A 23,702-nucleotide genomic window follows, 5' to 3' on the forward strand; every position below is an offset into this window, starting at 1 on the left:
CACCGAATGCTTTAGTTAAAACGTGCGAGATAGCTGCTGTTAGAGTAGTTTTACCGTGGTCAACGTGACCGATTGTACCAACGTTAACGTGCGGTTTATTACGTTCAAATTTTTCTTTAGCCACTTTACTATTCCTTTCTTTTCAGGATGTCCGACGGCAAGCCGGACGGCATAAATCAGTTAATATTATACCTGTAAACAGGTGTCGGAACTCGATAGCTTAGCCTCGAGCTTCCATCATCGCTTTTGCAATGTTTTGCGGCGCCCCGTTGTACTTCAAAAACTCCATAGAGTATGAAGCACGACCTTGAGTCGCTGATCGCAAGTCGGTCGCATAACCAAACATTTCAGATAGAGGTACTACGGCACGAACGATTTTGATGCCAGCAACGCCGTCATCCATCCCGTCGATTAGGCCGCGGCGACGGTTTAAGTCACCTACGACATCACCCATGTACTCTTCTGGGGTAGTCACTTCTACCTTCATGCAGGGTTCGAGCAACACCGGATCCGCTTCAAGCGCACCCTTTTTGAAGCCCATAGAACCAGCAATCTTGAACGCCATTTCATTCGAATCAACTTCATGGAATGAGCCGTCGAATAACGTGACCTTCACGTCCAACACAGGGAAGCCAGCTAGAACGCCACTCTTCATCTGTTCTTGGATACCTTTGTCAACGGATGGGATGTATTCACGAGGAACGGTTCCACCCACAATTTCGTTGACGAATTCATAACCTGAACCTTGCTCTTGAGGCTCAAGTTTTAACCACACATGACCATACTGGCCACGTCCGCCTGATTGTCGAACGAATTTACCTTCGACTTCAACGGTGCTGCTGATGGTTTCACGGTAAGCAACCTGAGGTTTACCCACGTTACAATCTACCTTAAACTCACGACGCATGCGGTCAACAATAATATCTAGATGTAATTCACCCATACCTGAAATCAAGGTTTGCCCTGATTCTTGGTCGGTTTCAACACGGAACGACGGATCTTCAGCGGCCAATTTTTGTAGAGCTATCGCCATTTTTTCTTGGTCAGCTTGAGAACGTGGTTCAACCGCAATGGTGATAACAGGATCAGGGAACTCCATGCGTTCCAAAATCACTTTATGTTGAGCATCACTCAACGTGTCACCTGTGGTCACATCTTTAAGACCAATCAGGGCTGCAATATCACCCGCACGCACTTCTTTCAGTTCATTACGGTCATTGGCATGCATCTGTACGATACGACCAATACGCTCTTTTTTGTCTTTTACTGTGTTATAGACCATCGCACCCGCTTGCAGGACGCCTGAGTAGACGCGTACGAAGGTTAACGTACCCACGAATGGGTCAGTAGCAATCTTAAAGGCAAGTGCTGAGAATGGCTCGTTGTCGTCGCTGTGACGCTCAACTTCTTTCTCACGATCATCAATACCTTTAATTGCAGGGACATCGACTGGCGCTGGCAGATATTCTACCACGGCATCCAAGACCGCTTGTACCCCTTTGTTCTTAAAAGCACTACCACAAGTCGCTAATACGATCTCATTGTTGATAGTTCGCTGACGAAGCGCTGTTTTGATTTCTTCTTCTGACAATTCACCGTCTTCTAGGTATTTGTCCATCAGCTCTTCTGACGCTTCTGCAGCCGCTTCGACCAAATATTCACGCATTTCTGCGGCTTTGTCGGCAAGCTCTGCTGGAATATCTTCGTGTGTGAAAGAAGCACCTTGGTCTTCTTCACTCCAGTTAATCGCCTTCATCTTGATGAGATCGATAACGCCTTTGAAATCTTCTTCAGCGCCAATGTTTAACTGGATAGGTACGCAAGTCGCACCTAAGCGATTACGAATTTGATCAACAACACGGTCATAGTCAGCACCTGCTCTATCCATCTTGTTGACAAAAACCAAACGCGGAACAGCGTATTTGTCGGCTTGACGCCAAACGGTTTCTGATTGAGGTTCAACACCAGAAGAACCACAGAAAACCACAACCGCACCATCTAACACACGTAATGAACGCTCTACTTCAATAGTAAAGTCAACGTGGCCTGGAGTGTCGATGATATTAATACGATGTTCAGAAAACTGAGCGTCCATACCACGCCAAAAAGTGGTGGTAGCCGCTGAAGTGATGGTAATACCACGTTCTTGCTCTTGTTCCATCCAGTCCATGGTTGCAGCGCCATCATGAACTTCACCAATCTTATGTGAAAGACCAGTGTAAAAAAGAACACGTTCTGTGGTGGTGGTCTTACCTGCATCTACGTGAGCGCAAATACCGATATTACGATACCGCTCAATAGGAGTGTTACGAGCCACGAATATACCCTCTTTGCTAAAATTTCCATTTTAGCGGATTTGAAAAAAGCGTGGACCCGAAGGTCCACACTAAGGCAATTACCAGCGGTAATGAGCGAATGCTTTGTTCGCTTCTGCCATACGATGCACGTCTTCGCGCTTCTTAACAGCAGTACCTTTGTTTTCAGACGCATCTAGCATTTCACCTGCTAAACGCAAAGCCATAGATTTTTCACCACGCTTACGTGCAGCTTCAACCAACCAACGCATTGCTAACGCATTACGACGAACTGGACGCACTTCACATGGAACCTGGTATGTTGAACCACCAACACGGCGAGATTTAACCTCTACCGCTGGGCGAACATTTTCCAGAGCAGTTTCAAGGATGTTTAGATGATCTTCGCTTTTCTTTTCAGCAACAACATCTAAAGCCTTGTAGATAATTTTTTCTGCAACCGACTTTTTGCCGTCTTGCATTAGTACGTTGATGAACTTAGCCAGCAACTCACTGTTGAACTTTGGATCTGGTAGGATTTTACGTTGTCCTACAACGCGACGTCTTGGCATAACTTTTCTCCGTATGCTTCAGGTATTTCCAAAACTGGAATACAAATTTATTTAGCTTGGCCTTACTTTAACGGTAAAGTTAAGACTTAGGACGCTTAGCACCGTACTTAGAACGGCCTTGACGACGAGCAGTTACACCCGCACAGTCTAATGCGCCACGAACAGTGTGATAACGAACACCCGGCAAATCTTTAACACGACCGCCGCGGATTAGGATCACGCTGTGCTCTTGTAGGTTGTGACCTTCACCACCGATGTATGAAGTAACTTCAAAACCGTTAGTTAGACGTACACGCGCTACTTTACGAAGAGCTGAGTTAGGTTTTTTAGGTGTAGTTGTGTAAACACGAGTACAAACACCACGCTTTTGTGGGCACGCATTCAACGCTGGCACATTAGTTTTATCAACTTTTGGCTGGCGTGGCTTACGTACCAACTGGTTAACAGTTGCCATGTAATAGCTCCGATCTTTGTCGATCTATAAATCGACACATAAGGTATGAAAAATCTATTGCCCTACTGACAGACGATCTGACACTAGGACGCGGAATTTTAGAAAGCAATTGAGCAACTGTCAAGATTTAGCCAGTTTTTATCTCAATTTCGTAAGTTTAAGCCCCAATTGACAACATTTATACAACGTTTTCACCTCGCCTTATAACTAACACGCTATTTATAAGATATTTTTATAAGCTATGTTCATTAATCTGTAGTGCAGTAATTATTCATTATTCTACTTATGTTAGGTTGTGAAAATAAGTATTCAATATGACAATTTGTTCTGACTCTCCTCAAATATGGGGGCAAGAACTCACGAATTACTCCAAAGATGTATTTTGGCCTACAGCTTCAAGCAGTATTGCGTACTGGCCCCTAGGTGGTGGGGTTGCTTTCGCTACATCTTCTGGACTATCTATCTTGAAAAGAAGCGGGGAAAACTGCAACCCGGCTTAAAATCAAGCAATATCTTTAAGGGGTTATATCATGGCGTTAATATCGCCCTGCCAGCTTATGCGGCTTTCATACAGCGCCTCAACAGTGTGCTCAATATGTATTGGATACCGGATGTCAGGTAATAAAGGGAGTCGTTGCGATAATTCCTTATCTCGTTGGTAACGGAGCCGGTGCTCTTGTCGATGAATGCACAAACCAATGTAAACCTGAAGATGTGGAGGAAAGTCCAGAGCAAAGCGAAGGCGTACAGGACAAGAAAAACAGTCCTGCGAGTTCTGCTAAACATTTTACTGTGAGTATGTTGACTAGAGATGGAGCGGGCGCTGTCCCTTCTTCAATATTTTTTGCTTTAAATGCGATACTTTACAATTAAACACGCTTGATTTTAAACAAAAAAGGCGCCAAATTGGCGCCTTTTTAGATGAAGTATTAAAGATTAATCTTGAGTACCCGCTAAGTTCAGTAGATCTGCTAAGTTTTGCTCAGCTTCACTTGCCGAAATTGGTGCTACTTCAGTTTCTTCTTCAACCTGTGCTGCGTTACGCTTCTGATGATACGAGTAACCTGTACCCGCTGGGATCAGACGACCAACGATTACGTTCTCTTTCAAGCCACGTAATGGATCTGACTTACCACCAACTGCCGCTTCAGTAAGAACACGTGTGGTTTCTTGGAACGATGCCGCCGAGATGAACGACTCAGTTGCCAACGACGCTTTAGTGATACCTAATAGGTCACGTTCAAACGTTGCTGGTACTTTGCCTTGCGCTTCTAGCTCACGGTTAGCGATGTTAACGCGTGCAACTTCTGCTTGTTCACCTTCTAAGAAGTCCGTATCGCCTGCAGATGTAATGGTACACTTACGCAGCATCTGGCGAACAATCACCTCAATGTGCTTATCGTTAATTTTTACACCTTGTAAACGGTATACGTCCTGCACTTCGTTAGTGATGTAGTTCGCTACATGGTGAATACCACGTAATCGTAAGATGTCGTGTGCCGCTTCTGGACCATCAGCGATCACTTCACCTTTTTCTACTTTTTCACCTTCGAACACGTTCAAGTTACGCCACTTAGGGATCATCTCTTCATACGTATCACCGCCTTCAGTTGGCGTGATTTGTAGACGACGTTTACCCTTCGTTTCTTTACCGAATGCAATCGTACCTGAGATTTCTGCAAGAATTGCAGGCTCTTTAGGCTTACGCGCTTCGAATAAGTCAGCAACTCGAGGTAGACCACCGGTAATATCACGAGTCTTCGAAGACTCTTGTGGAATACGCGCTAATGCATCACCAACGTTAATGTCTGCGTTATCTTCTAGGTTAACCAGTGCTTTACCTGGTAAGAAGTATTGCGCAACAACATCGGTACCTGGGATCATCAAGTCGTTACCGTCAGCATCAACCAGACGAACCATTGGACGAAGTTCTTTACCTGAAGTTGTACGCTCAGCTGGGTCAATAATCTCAATTGAAGATAGGCCCGTTAACTCATCAGTTTGACGAGTCATAGTAACGCCTTCAATCATGTCCACAAATTTCACTTTACCCGCTACTTCAGAAATAATCGGGTGAGTATGTGGATCCCAGTTCGCAATGATGTTGCCCGCTTCAACTGATGCATCGTCCTGTGCTTCAAGAACGGTACCGTAAGGTACTTTATAACGTTCTTTCTCACGACCCATGTCATCGATGATCGCAAGTTCAGATGAACGAGAAACGATAACCAGTTTACCTTCGCTGCTGGTTACGTACTTAGCGTTATGCAGTTTCAATGTACCTGCATTCTTAACTTGTACGTTGTTCTCAGCAGAGGCTCTCGACGCTGCACCACCAATGTGGAAGGTACGCATCGTAAGCTGTGTTCCTGGCTCACCAATTGACTGAGCAGCAACTACACCGATTGACTCACCGTGGTTAATGATATGACCACGAGCCAAATCACGACCGTAACAGTTTGCACAAACACCGAAGTCTGTTTCACAAGAAATTACTGAACGAACAATAACTTCATCCACTGATTGCTCTTCTAATAGATCACACCATGCTTCGTCAAGCAGGGTATTACGAGGAGCCAGTACTTTCTCAGTACCTGGATAGAAAACATCTTGTGCAACAACACGACCCAATACGCGTTCACGTAATGGCTCAACCACATCACCACCTTCAATCAGTGGTTTCATGGTTACGCCTTCGTAAGTACCACAATCATCTTCAATAACCACTAGATCTTGCGCAACGTCTACTAGACGACGAGTTAGGTAACCCGAGTTTGCTGTCTTAAGTGCAGTATCGGCCAAACCTTTACGTGCACCGTGGGTTGAGATGAAGTACTGAAGTACGTTCAGACCTTCACGGAAGTTCGCCACAATTGGCGTTTCGATGATAGAGCCATCTGGTTTCGCCATCAGACCACGCATACCTGCTAGCTGACGAATCTGCGCCGCACTACCACGAGCGCCTGAGTCGGCCATCATGTAGATGCTGTTAAATGACGCTTGAGTCTCTTCTTCGCCATCACGGTTGATGACAGTTTCAGTAGACAAGTTTTCCATCATTGCTTTGGAAATCTTTTCGTTCGCACTTGCCCAGATATCGATGACTTTGTTGTAGCGCTCACCCGCCGTTACAAGACCAGATTGGAACTGCTCTTGAATTTCGCGAACTTCTGCTTCAGCTTCAGCAACTAGGGTGTACTTCTCATCTGGGATGACCATGTCATCGATACCAACAGAAGCACCAGATTTGGTTGCGTAACGGAAACCAGCGTACATCAATTGGTCAGCAAAGATGACAGTATCTTTAAGACCCAATTGACGATAACAGGTGTTCAGCAATTTCGAGATTTGCTTCTTACCCATGTTTTGGTTAACAAGGTCGAAAGACAAACCTTTTGGCAACAACTGTGATAGCAATGCACGACCTACCGTTGTATCAACGATGCGTGTAATTTCAGTTGCTTCTCCATCTGCACCAAATTCAGTCTCAGTAAGACGAACTTTAATGCGTGCGTGTAATTCTGCTGCGCCTGTTGCGTAAGCTTTTTCAACTTCATCTGTAGAAGCGAAAGCCATGCCTTCACCAGTACCGTTAATTTTTTCACGACTGGTATAGTACAGACCCAATACCACGTCTTGCGACGGCGTGATTACAGGTTCACCGTTTGCAGGTGACAAAATGTTGTTGGTTGACATCATCAGTGCGCGAGCTTCTAACTGAGCTTCGAGCGTTAATGGAACGTGAACCGCCATTTGGTCACCATCGAAGTCAGCGTTATACGCCGCACAAACGAGTGGATGCAGTTGAATGGCTTTACCTTCAATCAGTACAGGTTCAAACGCTTGAATACCCAATCTGTGAAGTGTTGGTGCACGGTTAAGTAATACTGGGTGCTCACGAATGACTTCGTCTAGTACATCCCATACTTCACCGATTTCACGCTCAACCATTTTTTTCGCAGCTTTAATGGTTGTCGCTAAACCACGACCTTCTAACTTACCGTAGATGAATGGTTTGAATAGCTCAAGTGCCATTTTCTTAGGCAGACCACATTGGTGTAGACGCAGAGTAGGACCAACGGTAATTACCGAACGACCCGAGTAATCCACACGCTTACCAAGTAAGTTTTGACGGAAACGACCTTGCTTACCTTTGATCATATCAGCCAAAGATTTCAGAGGACGTTTGTTTGAACCAGTAATTGCACGACCACGACGACCGTTATCTAATAGCGCATCAACAGACTCTTGCAACATACGCTTTTCGTTACGTACGATGATGTCTGGTGCAGCTAAGTCAAGAAGACGCTTCAAACGGTTATTACGGTTGATCACACGACGATATAAATCGTTCAAATCAGACGTCGCAAAACGACCACCGTCTAGTGGTACTAATGGACGTAAATCAGGTGGAAGAACCGGAAGAACTTTCAAGATCATCCATTCTGGCTTGTTGCCTGAGTGGAAAAACGCTTCAAGTAATTTAAGGCGCTTAGTGATCTTTTTACGACGTGTTTCAGAGTTAATTGAAGGCAACTCTTCACGCATTTCTTCGATTTCTTTCTCAACATCGATAGCGCGTAGTAGATCCAGAACCGCTTCTGCACCCATCTTAGCTTCAAACTCGTCACCGTATTCTTCTAACGAATCAAGGTACGCTTCTTCAGTCAGCATTTGACCGCGCTCAAGGCTGGTCATGCCGCCTTCAGTCACAACGTACGATTCAAAATACAGTACGCGCTCAATGTCACGTAATGTCATGTCCAACATCAAACCAATACGAGATGGTAATGATTTTAGGAACCAGATATGTGCAACTGGGCTTGCCAATTCAATGTGACCCATACGCTCACGACGTACTTTAGTTTGCGTTACTTCAACGCCACATTTTTCACAAATTACACCACGGTGCTTTAGACGTTTGTATTTACCACACAAACATTCGTAATCTTTAACTGGACCAAAGATACGAGCACAGAATAGACCTTCACGCTCAGGCTTGAAGGTACGGTAGTTAATGGTTTCTGGCTTTTTAACTTCACCAAACGACCAAGAGCGGATCAAATCTGGCGATGCTAGGCCGATCTTGATGCCTTGAAACTCTTCGGTCTTGTTCTGTTGTTTCAGAAACTTTAATAAATCTTTCACGTTTCTCTCCTGAAGGAGTTAAACCGGGTGCCCCACACTGCGGAACACCATTATTTAGCCAAACACAATAATTGTGTTTATTCCTGATCTAACTCGATATTAATACCAAGCGAACGGATTTCCTTCAGTAATACGTTGAAGGATTCAGGCATACCAGGCTGCATCTGATGGTTACCGTCGACGATGTTCTTATACATCTGAGTACGACCGTTAACGTCATCTGACTTAACAGTAAGCATTTCTTGTAGAGTATATGCAGCACCATATGCTTCAAGTGCCCATACTTCCATCTCACCGAAACGCTGACCACCGAACTGTGCTTTACCACCTAATGGTTGCTGAGTAACCAAGCTGTATGATCCCGTAGAACGAGCATGCATCTTGTCATCAACCAAATGGTTCAGTTTCAGCATGTACATGTAACCAACGGTTACCGCACGCTCAAACTTGTCACCGGTACGTCCGTCGAATAAATCAACCTGACCTGAAGTTGGTAAGTCTGCAAGCTCAAGCATTTGCTTGATCTCTTTCTCTTTCGCACCGTCAAATGCTGGCGTTGCGATAGGTAGACCACCTTTAAGGTTCTTAGCAAGACGCACAACTTCGTCATCAGTAAAGCTATCGATGTCGACTTTTTGCTGGATTTCATCACCAAGTTCGTAAACTTGTTTGATGTAACCACGTACTTCCGCTAATGCACGTTGTGACTCAAGCATGTCAGCAATTTTGTTACCAACACCTTTCGCCGCCGCACCCATATGAACTTCCAGTACCTGACCAATGTTCATACGTGATGGTACACCTAGAGGGTTAAGTACGATATCAACTGGGTTACCGTGCTCATCGTAAGGCATATCTTCGATAGGACAGATCTTCGAGATAACACCTTTGTTACCGTGACGACCCGCCATCTTATCACCTGGCTGAATGGTACGTTTAACCGCTAGGTAAACCTTAACGATCTTCAGTACGCCTGGCGCTAAGTCATCACCTTTAGAGATCTTGCGACGCTTGATGTCTAAACGTGTTTCGAAATCAGTTTTCACTTCAGCATGCTGATCAGCCAATTGCTCAAGTTCAGTTTGCTTGTCTTCATCGCTCAATACTTGAGTGAACAAATCTTTACCCGCAACACCAGCAACGTTAACGCCTTGTGCAGAAAGTAAGTTACGTGCACGTTCAAAGATACCTTCTTCAAGAATCTTGAACTCTTCGCTCATGTCTTTACGGGCTTGAGCAATGTGCATTTCTTCAATTTCTACAGCACGTTTGTCTTTCTCTACGCCATCGCGAGTGAAGACTTGAACGTCAATGATGGTACCTTTAACAGAGTTAGGTACACGCAGCGAACTGTCTTTAACGTCTGATGCTTTTTCACCGAAGATAGCACGCAATAGCTTTTCTTCTGGTGTCAGCTGGGTTTCACCTTTAGGGGTAACTTTACCCACTAAGATGTCGCCACCCTTAACTTCAGCACCAATGTAAACGATACCTGATTCATCCAATTTAGACAGTGCAGACTCACCAACATTTGGAATGTCAGCGGTGATCTCTTCGCTACCTAACTTAGTATCACGAGCAATACAAGACAGCTCTTGAATGTGAATCGTTGAGAAACGGTCTTCTTGCGCAACGCGCTCAGAAATTAAGATCGAATCCTCGAAGTTATAACCGTTCCAAGGCATGAAGGCGATACGCATATTCTGACCAAGTGCTAAATCACCCAAGTCAGTCGATGGGCCATCAGCCAGTACGTCACCACGAACAATTGGATCACCGACAGAACAACAAGGACGTTGGTTAATACAAGTATTTTGGTTAGAACGGGTGTACTTAGTCAAGTTGTAGATATCAATACCTGCTTCACCTGGTTGCAGTTCAGATTCATTCACCTTAACTACAATGCGAGAAGCATCTACATAATCAACTTTACCGCCACGTTTGGCTGCAACAACAACACCAGAGTCAACCGCAAGTGTACGTTCGATACCTGTACCGACAAGTGGCTTTTCAGCGACTAATGTTGGTACCGCTTGACGTTGCATGTTCGCACCCATCAATGCACGGTTAGCATCATCGTGTTCCAGGAACGGAATCAACGATGCCGCAACAGAAATGATCTGTTGTGGTGATACATCCATATACTGCACTTCATGTGCTGGCATGAATGTAGACTCGCCACGGTGACGAACAGCAATTTGCTCTTCAACCATGCGACCATCATTATCAACTTCAACGTTTGCCTGTGCAATCACGAAGCGACCTTCTTCAATCGCCGATAGGTATTCCACATCATCAGTGATAACACTATCAACAACTTTACGGTAAGGTGTTTCTAAGAAACCGAAAGAGTTAGTTCGTGCGAAAGATGCTAGCGAGTTGATAAGACCAATGTTTGGTCCTTCAGGTGTTTCAATCGGACATAGACGACCATAGTGCGTCGGATGTACGTCACGTACTTCAAAACCTGCGCGCTCACGAGTCAAACCACCTGGGCCTAATGCAGAAATACGACGCTTATGCGTTACTTCTGATAGTGGGTTGTTTTGATCCATGAACTGAGATAACTGTGAAGAACCAAAAAATTCTTTAACAGCAGCAGAAATTGGCTTAGCATTAATCAAATCTTGTGGCATCAACTCAGCTAAGTCGCCAAGACTTAAACGCTCACGTACTGCACGTTCAACACGTACAAGACCAACACGGAATTGGTTTTCTGCCATTTCACCAACGCTGCGAATACGACGGTTACCTAGATGATCGATGTCATCAACTTCGTCGTTACCGTTACGGATTTCAATGATTTTTTTCATTACCGTAACGATGTCTTCTTTAGACAGCGTACCTGTACCTTCTTCTTCTTCAATCGCCAAACGACGGTTGAACTTCATACGACCGACTTTAGACAGATCATAACGTTCATCAGAGAAGAATAGGTTCTGGAATAAACCTTCAGCTGCATCTTTGGTTGGTGGCTCGCCTGGGCGCATCATACGGTAGATTTCTACCAATGCTTCCAAACGGTTTGTCGTTGGATCAAGTTTTAGAGTATCAGAGATGTATGCACCATGATCTAAGTCATTGATGAACAACGTTGATACTTCTTTGATGCCTGCAAGAGATAGGTTTGCTAAATCTTCTAAGCTGATTTCAGCGTTCGCAGAAACAAGGACTTCGCCTGTATCTGGATCGATGTAATCCTGTGCTGAAAGTTTGCCAACAATATACTCAACCGGTACTTCAAGGTTTGTCGTGTTAGTTTTTGCAAGCTGACGGATATGACGTGCAGTAATACGTTTACCCGCTTCAACCAATACATTACCTTCTGCATCTTTTACATCAAAGCTTGCAGTTTCACCACGTAAACGATCTGGATTCAGATCCATTACCAGTGAATCTTTTTTCACGGTAAACGTAATGCGGTCAAAGAATATATCTAAGATCTCTTGAGTTGAAAACTCAAGCGCACGTAGCATGATAGTCGCAGGTAGTTTACGGCGACGGTCAATACGTACGAATAAAGCATCTTTTGGATCAAATTCGAAATCTAACCATGAGCCACGGTAAGGAATAACACGTGCGTTATAAAGCACCTTACCCGAAGAGTGGGTTTTACCACGGTCGTGATCGAAGAAAACACCTGGAGAACGATGTAACTGAGAAACGATAACACGTTCAGTACCGTTAATAACGAAGGTACCGTTGCCTGTCATCAATGGGATATCACCCATGTAAACATCTTGTTCTTTGATGTCTTTTACTGTGCCTGCAGCCGCTTCACGGTCATAAATAACAAGGCGCAGTTTTACGCGCAATGGCGCAGAGTAAGTAACACCACGGATTTGACATTCTTTCACATCAAATTCTGGTTCACCCAGAGTGTAGCTTACATATTGAAGCTCAGAGGTTCCTGAGAAACTCTTGATGGGAAAAACGCTACGGAATGCGGCTTCAAAACCACGTTCACCCGTTGGATCTTGATCGGTGAATTTCTTAAAAGAGTCTAACTGAATAGACAATAGGTACGGAATGTCCAAAACTTGTGGACGTTTACCGAAATCTTTACGAATACGCTTCTTTTCAGAATAGGAGTAAACCATGGGTTTCCTCTGCTAGCAGATGTGACCAACACTGAAGACATTTGTCGACAGCACGTTTGCCCATCACCGTTGATAACACAACCAGCCAGTAATCTCTGCTGGGGTGTTTAGTCTGATTAAACGAATTAATTAATCAGTACTACTCTGGCGATAAACGGTGAAAAATTCGCCTGCGCTTTAGCGCAAAAAAGGCCAACGGTCAAAAAACCGCCAGCCTCCACTCAACCCTAACTGGGTTGAGTGAGTAAGTCTATAAAAGAGCTTACTTGATTTCTACAGCAGCGCCTGCAGCTTCTAGATCTTTAACTAGAGCTTCAGCTTCTTCTTTAGAAATTGCTTCTTTAACTGCAACTGGTGCAGATTCAGCCATACCTTTAGCTTCTTTCAGGCCAAGACCTGTAGCGCCACGTAGAGCTTTAATTACAGCAACTTTGTTGTCGCCGTGAGAAGTAAGAATTACGTCGAATTCTGTTTTCTCTTCAGCAGCAGCAGCTTCGCCACCACCTGAAACTACTGCAGCTGCAGCAGATACGCCGAATTTTTCTTCCATTGCTTCAACTAGTTCAACAACTTCCATTACTGACATTTCAGCAAGTGCTTCTAAGATTTGGTCTTTAGTGATAGACATTAGAAATATTTCCTATTGTTCTGAATTCAATTTTTATAAGTAGCGAGCTTAAAATTAAGCGGCTTCTTTTTGATCGCGTAGAGCGGCCAATGTACGTACAAGCTTGCCAGCAGATGCTTCTTTTAAAGTCATCATGAACTGAGCTAGTGCTTCTTCGTAAGTTGGTAGTTTCGCTAAACGATCAATATCTGTTGCAGGGATGAAATCTCCCTCAAAGGCTGCACCTTTAACTTCGAAGTTCTCTTGACCTTTAGCGAAGTCTTTTAAAAGACGCGCTGCAGCACCTGGGTGCTCGTTAGAGAATGCAATCAAAGTAGGACCGGTAAAGCTTTCGCCTAGGCACTCATAATCAGTACCTTCAACTGCGCGACGTGCTAACGTGTTACGAACAACACGGATATAAACACCATTTTCGCGAGCGGCTTTGCGTAAACCAGTCATGTCACCTACAGTAACGCCACGTGAATCGGCAACTACAGCTGACAGTGCACCTTTGGCAACTTCGTTGACTTCAGCAACAATTGCTTTTTTGTCTTCGAGATTTAATGCCATTGGCTTTATGCTCCTGGATTCTACCTGAGGAAATTCCTCAGTATTAACCATACTTAACACCAAAATGATGCTAAGAAACTTACGGTGCAGAATGTCCAGAAGAACTGAATTCTTTCTGGGGCCTGACACCGTCTACGTAGGGAATATTAAGTTCTTCTGCACTCATAATGAGTTTTACCGGAAAAACACCTACGGTCTTGGACGGAAACTTGTACTTCTCATCTCTAATAAAGAAAGAGAAAGCAACAAGCTTCAACCCTAATCCCGCTTCATCGATTAAAATGAAAATCGGGGCGCAAGATTATAAAACAATCAATGCGACTTGTATACCCGTAAACTGAGATTCAGTTCACGGATATATAGAGATCACTTATGCGATTTCTAAAGAACCCTGTTCAACTGTAACACCTGCACCCATAGTGGTAGAGATGCTAACCTTCTTCATGAACACGCCTTTTGCAGAAGCAGGCTTAGCCTTCTTAACTGCAGCTAGTAGTGATTCTAGGTTTTCTTTCAGTTGAGCTGGTTCAAAGTCCACTTTACCGATAGTAGTGTGGATGATACCGTTCTTATCATTACGGTAACGTACTTGACCTGCTTTAGCGTTCTTAACTGCTTCTGCAACGTTAGGCGTTACAGTACCAGTTTTAGGGTTAGGCATTAGACCACGTGGACCTAAAATTTGACCTAACTGACCTACAACGCGCATTGCATCTGGAGAAGCAACAACAACATCGAAGTTCATTTCACCCGCTTTAACTTGTGCAGCAAGTTCGTCCATGCCCACAAGCTCAGCACCAGCTTCTTTCGCTGCTTCTGCGTTAGCACCTTGAGTGAACACAGCAACACGTACTTCACGACCAGTACCGTGCGGAAGTACAGTAGCACCACGAACGTTTTGATCTGATTTACGAGCATCAATGCCAAGATTTACAGCAACATCTACACTTTCAACGAATTTAACAGTTGCTAGTTCTTTAAGAAGAGCTACTGCTTCATTGATATCGTATGCTTTAGTTACTTCTACTTTTTCGCGGATCACGCGCATGCGTTTAGTAAGCTTCGCCATTGTATTAACCCTCTACTACCAAACCCATTGAACGTGCAGTACCTTCGATAGAACGCATCATAGCTTCTTCGTCAGCACCAGTCATGTCATTCGCTTTCACTTCTACAATTTCTTGTACTTGAGCGCGAGTAACAGTTCCTACTTTCTCTTCGTGTGGACGACCTGAGCCAGATTTAATCTTAGCGGCTTTCTTAAGTAAGAAAGATGCAGGTGGCGTCTTAGTTTCGAAAGTGAAAGAACGGTCTGTATATACTGTAATAACAACAGGAACCGGCATGCCTTTTTCCATCTTTTCTGTACGTGCGTTAAACGCTTTACAGAATTCCATGATGTTCACACCTTTTTGACCTAGAGCAGGACCAACTGGTGGCGATGGATTGGCAGAGCCAGATTTTACTTGTAGCTTGATGTAGCCATCAATTTTCTTAGCCATTTTGACTTTCCTCAGTTTGGGTTCAAACGCTACTCAACAACAGGTTGATAGCTCCCCTTAAAACAACGGATGCGGATTATATAAAAATCCGCATCCGCATACAAATCAATTTTGTGTTAAATTTGAGCGATATCGTTTAATGTAAACTTAGCTCTTTTCAACTTGACTGAAATCCAGCTCGACTGGAGTAGAGCGACCAAAGATCATTACTGATACTTTCATGCGACTCTTTTCGTAATCCACTTCTTCAACAGTACCGTTAAAGTCAGCAAATGGACCGTCAGTAACACGTACCACTTCACCTGGCTCAAACATAACGCGATGCGTTGGAGACTCAGTGGTTTCTTGAAGACGAGCAAGAATTTTATCCGCTTCACGATCAGTGATCGGTGCAGGACGGTCAGATGTACCGCCAATGAAACCCATCACTCTAGGAATGCTTTTCACTAAATGCCAGCTTTCATCGTTCATTTCCATCTGAACTAATACATAGCCTGGGAAAAATTTACGTTCACTTTTACGACGTTGACCCGCACGCATCTCAATGACTTCTTCCGTAGGAACCAATACTTCACCGAAGTAATCTTCCATATTGTGCATTTTGATGTGCTCGATAAGAGATTTACAAACTCGGCCTTCATAGCCTGAGAATGCTTGAACCACATACCATCTCTTTTTAGCTTCAGTAGCTTCTGTCATTGTTAGTGCCTATACGCCAGTGATGAAATTGATAACTTTTAATAACCCCATATCCAATAACCATAGTATAACGGCTAGGATTGCGGTGGCTGCTAAGACAATAAACGTCGTATTCAGTGCCTCTTGGCGAGTAGGCCAAATCACTTTACGCACTTCAATTTGCGCTTCACGTGCAAATTCAAGTGCTCTCTTTCCTTTTACAGTTTGTAATGCAATAAAACCTGCAATAGCAAACGCTACAATCACAGCGATAGCACGTATTAATACGCTTTCTTCACTGTAAAACTGATTACCTACTACGGCTGCAGCAACTAAAATTACCGCCACACCCCATTTTACAATATCCAGAGAGTTACCCTGGTCTTCAGTATTCGCTGTCATTGGTTGTTTCCGTTACTCTTTACGACGAGTATATTTGTCTTTAACGCTAACACTTCAATACGTTGTTGTATCAAAATGCCTATTGAAACATGTTTTCCTATCCGAACTACCCCAAAACCGCTGATTCGGATTTTTGCATGTAAAATAACACACAAGGTAAAAAATCGGCCATAGATTGTATGCTTTATGGCTGCCGTTATCAAGAAGATCAAATGACATAGCTCACTGAACTTATGACTTATCAATCGATACAGCAAATCTCAATGTCATATAACATTACAAAACCGTTATTGAGTCTATGGTAAAAAGCACGCAATATGTACAGTTAAATCAACATACAATTACAGTTTTGTAGCAATTCATTTCGAGGCAAATCTAGGTCTGTTAATGATGGAATACCAGTACCTTTGAGTTCACGCCAAAAATGTTGCTTAATTGAAACTTCGACAAAATCGATTTAAATGAGATGTATGTGTTGTTGAAATGGCGTTCAATAGAAGGCGATACGCCCCCTAGACAAAATCTCTTTTAATTCTAGCTAAAGATGCCATTCTATGTTGATTTAGCTATGAAATAATAACCAACTATTGGACTCTACTTTATGAATAAGCCAACGTTTACGGCTTGTATTTTTGTTGTTGCAAGTTTGACGACTTCGTTTGCGTCTTTCGCTGCTAATATTCCATTAGCGAGCGTTAAATCTGACGTTTCTACCCTTGCCAGTGATGATATGCAAGGCCGAGCCAGTTTCACCCCTGGTGCTGAAAAAGCAGCAAACTATATTGCGAAACGCTTTAAAGAAATTGAACTTACACCACTGAAAGATTCGTTTAAGCAAACGTTTGATGTGTACGTTCGTCAAGTTACAAGCAGTTCAATTACTTTAAATAATAAAGCTGTGCCAATGGAAGACATTGCTGTGATATCGAACAGTCCTGAGCTTCAATGGCAAAAGTCTGACTTCACTCATGTCAGTAATATCGACGCAAAGAGCGATTTGCGCAGTTCACTTTCAAAGCTGAATCAACAAGGAGGCAACCACTTAGTACTGGTTGACCCTTCACATGAAAAGCTGTTTAAACGTTATCAAGCCTATTTCGCTCACCCTAAAACCAAACTTGATGACACTGATGGTGGTTCATTAGTTTTAGTTTTGACTCCTGTTAAACAGCCTGAACATTTCACGGTTTCAGTAAAAACAAAGATTGAAACTAAAAAGTTAACCAACATTGTTGGCGTCCTTCCGGGTAAAGCCAAAGATGATGAATCTGTTATTTACTCCGCTCATTATGATCACCTTGGTGTCAAAAAGCATCCAAAGAAAGGTGAAAAAGACATTATCTTTAATGGTGCGGACGATGATGCCAGCGGTGTAACTGGTGTGATTAACCTAGCACAATATTTTAAAACTCAAGCCAATAATCAGCGCCGATTAATATTTGTTGCTTTTGCCGCCGAAGAGTTAGGTGGCTTCGGCTCTCAGTTTTTCTCGACAAGTCTGGATGCCGACAAAATTGTAGCCATGATTAATATGGAAATGATTGGCAAGCCTTCTAAGTTTGGTAAAGGTAAAGTTTGGATGACCGGTTTTAAGCGTTCTGATCTGGCCACAATCATGAACAACGCATTGAAACATGAACACAAAGAAATCTATGCTGATCCGTATCCAAAACAGCGTTTATTTTATCGCTCGGATAATGCGACTTTAGCGCGTTTGGGTGTACCAGCCCACAGCTTCAGTAGTACACAGATAGATAAAGATCCTCATTATCATAACGTCTCTGATGAATTAAAGACTTTGGATTTGAGATCGATGCAAAAAGTCATCGAAACCATCGCAGATGCTAGCTCACCGTTGGTTTCAGGTAAGGCGACACCAACGAGAATTGATCCATCTAAGGTTAATCAAAGCGGGAAGATTTTCTAACTCTTTCTAACAAATCAGCTCCCGCAATCGCGGGAGCTGATTGAGTGTTTCCACCAGCTTTTTTCACTTCAATTTTGAAATTTAGTCAACCACTTATAAAACTGCCATGAAACCCAATTGGCAGATGATACGGCAACCACGCTTTAACCACCGGCCCATGCGCAACATTATCAGCATTAAAAACGGTTAAACATGTTCGCTTGCTCGGGACATGTAAGGCAGTTCCCATAAGATAATCACCTCCAGCTTTCGTTTTTATCGGTACGTGCTCTTCAACAAAGTAATCACGGCCATAATCGTAGTGACTGATTTCGCGAGTTTGATAGTGCAGTGAGTTAACTGAATGGCTCCATAAGCTGTCAGAGTTTCCGCTCACATAAAATAGCTGCTCACTCTTCTGACCAATTTCATTAGCAAACACTCTGGGAAATTCAGTTCCATGATCCCCTATTGCGGTACTTACCTCGCCTGACTTTTTGAGCGTCACTAATACGGTCTCAGCTCTAGCGGCATCACGCACAGAATCCCCCGTCATCAAGTTCGACATTTGATATAAAACATCGACATTGGCATACAAACTCATATCGAACTGTATCTCTCCTTGTTTGTCTTCCCACGCATTTCCAAAGTGAAATACGAACCCAGGTGGCAATTCATACTGTCGAGTGATGGTTAAATCATGCTTATCAATAACAAGCACTTTCATTGTTTGATGCCGTGCAAATTCGATCCCTGAAAAATAACCATCACCTTTGGCAAACAAGTTCCGTTTTAAAGACGGTAATATCAGTAAAATATGCTTTTGAGTAATTAAAAAGTCGTGCAACATACCGCCTTTATAGCGGCTATCAATCATCCCAACATTCTTTACTTTACCGTCTGGGTAGAGATGATACAGCACGACACTGCCAGATGGGTGCAAGCCAAAATTCCAGATATCACCATTCGCTTCAACTTTGGGGTGCGCAGAAAATGGTAAGCCAGTTAACTTTGCGTCATATCGGGTGCCTTTGCCTAAATCTACCTGTTCAAGATAATCTAAGGTTTGTGCATTTATTCGAGTTGCACTTCCGGCTTCCCATAATGCCCACAAATCGTTCCCCACCGGAATAACATTGGTGTTTGCGGTATTAATGGCATTACTGGATACCACCGCTTTTCCATTGGCAATTTTTGTCTCAGGGCCTGAATAGACAAACCTCCCAGCCTGCTCTTCTTGCGAGAACTTTGGCGTATGAATAAATCGCCCACGATGTGTGACTTTGCCACCAGCAATACAAAAATGTTGCAACATACCGTCACCCTCAAATAAATGCTGATAACGAATCCCATTGCGTTCAAGTTTTGCCGGTCCGTTTCGATAATAGTGTCCTTGTAGATCTTTAGGAATTTGCCCCTCTACTTTCAGTTTCTTGCGTTCAAAATCATCGTTCACATTTTCAAACCCGATCAGCTCTGGATGCAACCTCTTTGCTTGTGCAAATGACTCAGATACCGATTGTTGTCTTATATTCGATAATTCAGCCATCACCGCAAACGCTGGTTTTGCGGCAATGAGTCCTGCTCCAACTGCTGGGGCCATTTTTAATAATTGACGACGTTCCATCTCACCAACTCCCTATGGATAAATGACTTGGCTTTGATTGTGCACTGTGCCACTGCTTAATACTTGGAATGCCATCTGTTGATATTTCGCTGGCCCCATATCGGGCTGAGCATTGTTAGAGTAGCCAAATCCTTCTGTCGGCATCCCAAACAAATTCATATCCATTTTTTGATTGCTATTCTGATCATGAAAATAACGAATGACATATTCACCTTCAGGTAACCGACTGAATGAAATATCCGCAGCGTGTGTTGATGGATTAACTTGTTGAACTCGGTAAGGTAAATTATTGCGGTAATTCTCTTCGCCTTTAAATAACGCCACATAAATGGCGCCATCACTTTGTTTAATTCCGTTTATGGTAAAGTCGACGTCTCCTGCATTGACAGAACTGACGGTTGAACATGACACTATTGCAACGGTCATCAGTAGTTTGCTTATCGCTAAAGGTAAAGTAATTTTCTTAGGTATAGATCTCATCTTTCTTCTCCATTAGATTGCCTCGTGCTAAATAAACGGTAGAATCAAGTGATTATTTTTAAAATGGAATTTACGTGAACCGCACCGATTTCTTCGCAAAATACGGACTTAGAGTGGTGGTGTTCAGTTAACGAATCGTGAAATGAACGTTCAAACTATTTTGTTAAAGTCAGAGCGATTAAGAACCTCTTTGCTGATGGTCGTTATTGGCATCTTTATTGGTTTTCTTGCCCCTTTTGGTATGCACCAGTATAGCTTGTTGATCACCATACCTTATTGGTCTGTCACCTGCTTACTGGTTTACTGGATATTCAGCCCACTCCATAATGTTGGAGATGAGTACCTAACAGGTGCCATTAAACCAGCATGGCTTAGACAAGCTATTATGTTGCTCTTCAGTTCATTGATATTCGCCTTGCTTCTCCCGCTTTGGAATATTGCCACCTTGTCACTTTCATTCAATTATTTTGATGTTGTCATCTATGCTTTTCCTCAAGTCTTAGTTATTGCTACCGCTTTGACACTATTATCGATTGCCAAGAATCGTTATATTCAGCAGCGACAACAATTGATTGATTTCGAACAGCAGACGACTTCAAAGAATGTCGAAAAAACGATTGCAAACCAACAGCTGACCGATTTCTTAATGTTGTTGCCTGAAGATAAGCAAGGACAACTGCTTTGTCTTGAAATGGACGATCATTACTTAAAAGTCCATACCCACCAAGGCCAGCATTTATTACTCATGAGATTTAAAGATGCCTTAGAACGTTTATCAGCCTACTCAGGATTTCAAACTCATCGTTCATGGTGGGTGGCTAAAGACGCCATTAGCGAAATCAGCAAAGATGGCAGAAAGTACTCAATTACACTCTCAAACCGCATGCAAGTTCCCGTTTCTAAAACATTCGAACCTCGAATTAAAGCGCTTCAACAAAATAACACTTAAAATAACAAGGAAAAGTTATGCAAGAAAATACTGCGACTACATCATCAACTCGACTCGCAAAGGCTGAATTCACAGGAAAATCTGGCGAGTTTTTCAAGATCTGGATTGTAAATATTCTACTGACGATACTCACGTTAGGCATTTACAGTGCATGGGCAAAAGTAAGAACCAATCAATACCTTCATGGCCATACCAAATTGGAAGGACACAGTTTTAAATACTTAGCAACGCCTTTACAGATTTTGAAAGGACGGATATTGGCCGTCATCGTTTTTCTGCTGTTTTCGTTTTTATCTACCGTTAACCCTTTATTCAGCGTGTTACTGACATTGCTTTTGCTTTGTGCAACACCGTGGTTAATCGTTCAAGGGTTAAAGTTTTCAATGCGAATGACAGCATATCGCAACATTCGATTTTCGTTCGAAGGCAAAATCGGAGATGTCGTGGTTAACTTTATTGTACTGCCTATTTTGTCTGTATTTACCCTGTACCTCATTTTGCCTTGGGTATTTCAACGTATGGATAAATTCATCTTTGACAACATTACCTACGGCGGCAAAAAGTTTAACCTTAAAACCGATGTTGGGCAGTATTTCGTTGCAGCGCTAACGGCATTAGCTTTTGTCATCATAGCGATAATTGCGATTGCGGTTGTCGGCGGTGTAGCGGCATTTCAAATGGTCGGCTTAGGTGAATCAGAAGAAATTGGCACTGCGGCCATCATGGCTATCTTTGGGCTTTATGCCGTGATGTTTGCACTCTACTTTGTTGCGTTTGCCATTTACCGAGCCATGATCCTAAAACACATTACCGATTCATTAGAAATTGAGAGTATTGCGACCTTCAGTACGGATATGAAAGTTGTCGACTATATATTTCTGTCTATCACCAACAGTTTAATGCTGATTGCGAGCTTTGGTTTAGCTTATCCCATTACCGTTGTGCGCAAGAATCGCTTTATTGCCTCACATTTGTCTGTTGAATTGACCGAAGACGCCGATAAGCTGGTCAATACTGTCGATGGCAAAGATGCAGCCTTTGGTGAAGAAGCGGCGGGTCTATTTGATGCTGATCTATCATTCACATAAGACGACATCATAATGATAGAAATTATTGGTGACTACCATTTATCGGGTTCGGCGCAGTTTATCTGCGTCCGAGCGGTATTAAAAAATGATCACAGCATCAGCCTCTTTTCGCGTGAATCAGGCGAACTTATCCATCAATATTTTGCTTCTGACTATGAGGTTGGTACCGTCATTCCAAGCTTGTCGATAGATTTAGAATTTAATGATGGCAGTTTATTTACCCCTGATGATGCCAGTTTTAAATGGCCGCAGCTTACGTCCAAAAAAACCTTAGCTTCTTGGTTAGAAACCCATTGGACGTTTGTTATTGGTGCGAGTCTATTTGTTCCTTTCTTCCTATGGATAATGGTCACCAAAGTATTGCCTGCCGCTGCTGATGCTAGCGTTCCTTTATTGCCCGATTTTGTGGCTCAACAAACCGGTAAGCAAACGCTAGCGGTGCTGGATGAAACCATGCTTGAACCATCCAAGCTGAAACAAGAGCAGCAAGATGAATTACGCAATCAGTGGCAACAAATGATCGTGCAATTGCAGCTTCCGAATCAGAAACTCCATTTATACTTTCGAGATGCCGATATCGGAGCCAATGCGTTTGCTCTACCTGATGGCAGCGTGATTGTGACCGATGACATTGTCGAACTCATGAAGCCTCACCCGAATGCATTAAAAGCCGTGTTACTTCACGAAATTGGTCATGTAGAACATCAACATGGTATGAAGCAGTTAGCACGCAGCACAGCGATTACCATGCTGTTCGCCTTAATGCTGGGAGATATCGAAGGTGCAGGAGAAATGATCATCGGAGCGGGCAGTAGTTTACTGCAAGCCTCATTCTCAAGAGATATGGAACGTGAGGCCGATGAGTATTCCCACCAGCAACTGAAACAACTGGGCATATCGCCCTCTGCGTTCGGTGAAGCGATTAAGTTATTAGAGCAAGCTCATGGTGAAAAACTCGATAAAAGTGCTAAAGGGTTAAATCATTGGCTGGAATATTTAAATAGCCACCCTAGTAGTGAAGAGCGAATTGAAAAAGCTAACAATAAATAAAATATGATAAGGATATTGGATGTTAAGAAAGGCAGCAAAAATTTCAGGGTTAACGATATTAGGATTATCAGTCTTATTTGTTCTGTTTATACTGTTTAGGCTCAGTCAGTCTCAGGTCGTTTTAACTCAAGGCGGTGTTTATCAAAATATTGGAACCCATCAAACATGGGTAACAAATTAAGAAGAAAAATCTGAGGAGAAAAGCTTTATTTTTGAGATAATAAGTCAACCACGACAACTATCAAAATAAAATGGCGATTCTGAACAAAACA

Annotated in this window: 18 protein-coding genes; 4 read left to right on the forward strand and 14 right to left on the reverse strand. The window is 43.1% G+C overall.

What is annotated here, in order from left to right; all coding sequences use genetic code 11:
- From JQC92_RS14730 to secE, 12 genes are all read right to left on the reverse strand, one after another.
- Positions 1 to 124: GTP-binding protein (locus JQC92_RS14730; protein WP_239480649.1), on the reverse strand; the 124-nt coding region annotated here is incomplete at its 3' end.
- Between the two features lie 96 nt (positions 125 to 220).
- Entirely contained in the window at positions 221 to 2,317 is a 2,097-nt protein-coding gene (fusA, locus tag JQC92_RS14735) for an elongation factor G (protein WP_205000354.1), read from the reverse strand.
- Between the two features lie 78 nt (positions 2,318 to 2,395).
- The gene (rpsG, locus tag JQC92_RS14740; protein ID WP_205000355.1) at positions 2,396 to 2,866 is read right to left on the reverse strand and encodes a 30S ribosomal protein S7; all 471 of its coding nucleotides are present in this window, start codon (positions 2,864 to 2,866) and stop codon (positions 2,396 to 2,398) included.
- 79 nt (positions 2,867 to 2,945) lie between these two features.
- Positions 2,946 to 3,320 carry a 30S ribosomal protein S12 gene (rpsL, locus tag JQC92_RS14745; RefSeq protein WP_129947986.1) on the reverse strand — a complete coding sequence of 125 codons (375 nt, stop codon included), beginning with the start codon at positions 3,318 to 3,320 and terminating at the stop codon, positions 2,946 to 2,948.
- Positions 3,321 to 4,256: 936 nt separating this feature from the next.
- Positions 4,257 to 8,468, reverse strand: coding sequence for a DNA-directed RNA polymerase subunit beta' (rpoC, locus tag JQC92_RS14750; RefSeq protein WP_205000356.1), 4,212 nt, complete (start codon positions 8,466 to 8,468; stop codon positions 4,257 to 4,259).
- A 77-nt stretch (positions 8,469 to 8,545) separates the two neighbouring features.
- Positions 8,546 to 12,568 carry a DNA-directed RNA polymerase subunit beta gene (gene rpoB / locus JQC92_RS14755; protein WP_205000357.1) on the reverse strand — a complete coding sequence of 1,341 codons (4,023 nt, stop codon included), beginning with the start codon at positions 12,566 to 12,568 and terminating at the stop codon, positions 8,546 to 8,548.
- Between the two features lie 262 nt (positions 12,569 to 12,830).
- Positions 12,831 to 13,196, reverse strand: a complete 366-nt coding sequence (rplL, locus tag JQC92_RS14760; protein WP_129946436.1) for a 50S ribosomal protein L7/L12 — start codon at positions 13,194 to 13,196, stop codon at positions 12,831 to 12,833.
- 54 nt (positions 13,197 to 13,250) lie between these two features.
- Positions 13,251 to 13,748 (reverse strand): 50S ribosomal protein L10, encoded by a 498-nt coding sequence (gene rplJ, locus JQC92_RS14765; protein ID WP_129946435.1) that lies wholly within the window; start codon positions 13,746 to 13,748, stop codon positions 13,251 to 13,253.
- 370 nt (positions 13,749 to 14,118) lie between these two features.
- Positions 14,119 to 14,817, reverse strand: coding sequence for a 50S ribosomal protein L1 (gene rplA / locus JQC92_RS14770; protein ID WP_129946434.1), 699 nt, complete (start codon positions 14,815 to 14,817; stop codon positions 14,119 to 14,121).
- 4 nt (positions 14,818 to 14,821) lie between these two features.
- On the reverse strand, positions 14,822 to 15,250 hold the full coding sequence (gene rplK / locus JQC92_RS14775) for a 50S ribosomal protein L11 (RefSeq protein ID WP_129946433.1): 429 nt from the start codon (positions 15,248 to 15,250) through the stop codon (positions 14,822 to 14,824).
- A gap of 147 nt (positions 15,251 to 15,397) precedes the next feature.
- Positions 15,398 to 15,949 (reverse strand): transcription termination/antitermination protein NusG, encoded by a 552-nt coding sequence (gene nusG / locus JQC92_RS14780; RefSeq protein WP_129946432.1) that lies wholly within the window; start codon positions 15,947 to 15,949, stop codon positions 15,398 to 15,400.
- 9 nt (positions 15,950 to 15,958) lie between these two features.
- A complete protein-coding gene (gene secE / locus JQC92_RS14785; RefSeq protein ID WP_129946431.1) occupies positions 15,959 to 16,330 on the reverse strand; it encodes a preprotein translocase subunit SecE in 372 nt (123 codons plus the stop codon).
- A gap of 601 nt (positions 16,331 to 16,931) precedes the next feature.
- Between secE and JQC92_RS14790 the strand changes: the two genes are divergently transcribed.
- A complete protein-coding gene (locus JQC92_RS14790) occupies positions 16,932 to 18,257 on the forward strand; it encodes a M28 family metallopeptidase (protein WP_205000358.1) in 1,326 nt (441 codons plus the stop codon).
- Positions 18,258 to 18,342: 85 nt separating this feature from the next.
- Here the strand turns inward: JQC92_RS14790 and JQC92_RS14795 are convergent, their stop codons facing one another.
- Complete coding sequence (locus tag JQC92_RS14795) at positions 18,343 to 19,863, reverse strand: carotenoid oxygenase family protein (RefSeq protein WP_205000359.1); 1,521 nt, start codon at positions 19,861 to 19,863, stop codon at positions 18,343 to 18,345.
- 12 nt (positions 19,864 to 19,875) lie between these two features.
- Positions 19,876 to 20,343, reverse strand: coding sequence for a DUF2141 domain-containing protein (locus JQC92_RS14800; RefSeq protein ID WP_205000360.1), 468 nt, complete (start codon positions 20,341 to 20,343; stop codon positions 19,876 to 19,878).
- A gap of 142 nt (positions 20,344 to 20,485) precedes the next feature.
- On the opposite strand from JQC92_RS14800, the gene JQC92_RS14805 reads away from it, so the two are divergent.
- From JQC92_RS14805 to JQC92_RS14815, 3 genes are read left to right on the forward strand one after another with little or no spacing between them, the layout of a single operon-like run.
- The gene (locus JQC92_RS14805) at positions 20,486 to 21,292 is read left to right on the forward strand and encodes a LytTR family DNA-binding domain-containing protein (protein WP_205000361.1); all 807 of its coding nucleotides are present in this window, start codon (positions 20,486 to 20,488) and stop codon (positions 21,290 to 21,292) included.
- A gap of 17 nt (positions 21,293 to 21,309) precedes the next feature.
- Positions 21,310 to 22,380, forward strand: coding sequence for a YjgN family protein (locus JQC92_RS14810; protein ID WP_205000362.1), 1,071 nt, complete (start codon positions 21,310 to 21,312; stop codon positions 22,378 to 22,380).
- 12 nt (positions 22,381 to 22,392) lie between these two features.
- Complete coding sequence (locus JQC92_RS14815) at positions 22,393 to 23,430, forward strand: M48 family metallopeptidase (protein WP_205000363.1); 1,038 nt, start codon at positions 22,393 to 22,395, stop codon at positions 23,428 to 23,430.
- Positions 23,431 to 23,702 lie beyond the last annotated feature (272 nt).

Origin of the sequence: Parashewanella hymeniacidonis, assembly GCF_016900895.1 — a bacterium.
GTDB classification, from domain to species: domain Bacteria; phylum Pseudomonadota; class Gammaproteobacteria; order Enterobacterales; family Shewanellaceae; genus Parashewanella; species Parashewanella hymeniacidonis.

What these genes read in the sequence shown, in the direction of transcription:
- secE (WP_129946431.1), bottom strand. Translation starts at nt 16,330, where the DNA reads ATGACAGCGAATACTGAAGACCAGGGTAACTCTCTGGATATTGTAAAA.
- JQC92_RS14815 (WP_205000363.1), top strand. Translation starts at nt 22,393, where the DNA reads ATGATAGAAATTATTGGTGACTACCATTTATCGGGTTCGGCGCAGTTT.
- rpoB (WP_205000357.1), bottom strand. Translation starts at nt 12,568, where the DNA reads ATGGTTTACTCCTATTCTGAAAAGAAGCGTATTCGTAAAGATTTCGGT.
- JQC92_RS14805 (WP_205000361.1), top strand. Translation starts at nt 20,486, where the DNA reads ATGAACGTTCAAACTATTTTGTTAAAGTCAGAGCGATTAAGAACCTCT.
- rplA (WP_129946434.1), bottom strand. Translation starts at nt 14,817, where the DNA reads ATGGCGAAGCTTACTAAACGCATGCGCGTGATCCGCGAAAAAGTAGAA.
- JQC92_RS14795 (WP_205000359.1), bottom strand. Translation starts at nt 19,863, where the DNA reads ATGGAACGTCGTCAATTATTAAAAATGGCCCCAGCAGTTGGAGCAGGA.
- JQC92_RS14790 (WP_205000358.1), top strand. Translation starts at nt 16,932, where the DNA reads ATGAATAAGCCAACGTTTACGGCTTGTATTTTTGTTGTTGCAAGTTTG.
- rpsG (WP_205000355.1), bottom strand. Translation starts at nt 2,866, where the DNA reads ATGCCAAGACGTCGCGTTGTAGGACAACGTAAAATCCTACCAGATCCA.
- rplK (WP_129946433.1), bottom strand. Translation starts at nt 15,250, where the DNA reads ATGGCTAAGAAAATTGATGGCTACATCAAGCTACAAGTAAAATCTGGC.
- rplL (WP_129946436.1), bottom strand. Translation starts at nt 13,196, where the DNA reads ATGTCTATCACTAAAGACCAAATCTTAGAAGCACTTGCTGAAATGTCA.
- JQC92_RS14800 (WP_205000360.1), bottom strand. Translation starts at nt 20,343, where the DNA reads ATGAGATCTATACCTAAGAAAATTACTTTACCTTTAGCGATAAGCAAA.
- nusG (WP_129946432.1), bottom strand. Translation starts at nt 15,949, where the DNA reads ATGACAGAAGCTACTGAAGCTAAAAAGAGATGGTATGTGGTTCAAGCA.
- rpsL (WP_129947986.1), bottom strand. Translation starts at nt 3,320, where the DNA reads ATGGCAACTGTTAACCAGTTGGTACGTAAGCCACGCCAGCCAAAAGTT.
- JQC92_RS14810 (WP_205000362.1), top strand. Translation starts at nt 21,310, where the DNA reads ATGCAAGAAAATACTGCGACTACATCATCAACTCGACTCGCAAAGGCT.
- rplJ (WP_129946435.1), bottom strand. Translation starts at nt 13,748, where the DNA reads ATGGCATTAAATCTCGAAGACAAAAAAGCAATTGTTGCTGAAGTCAAC.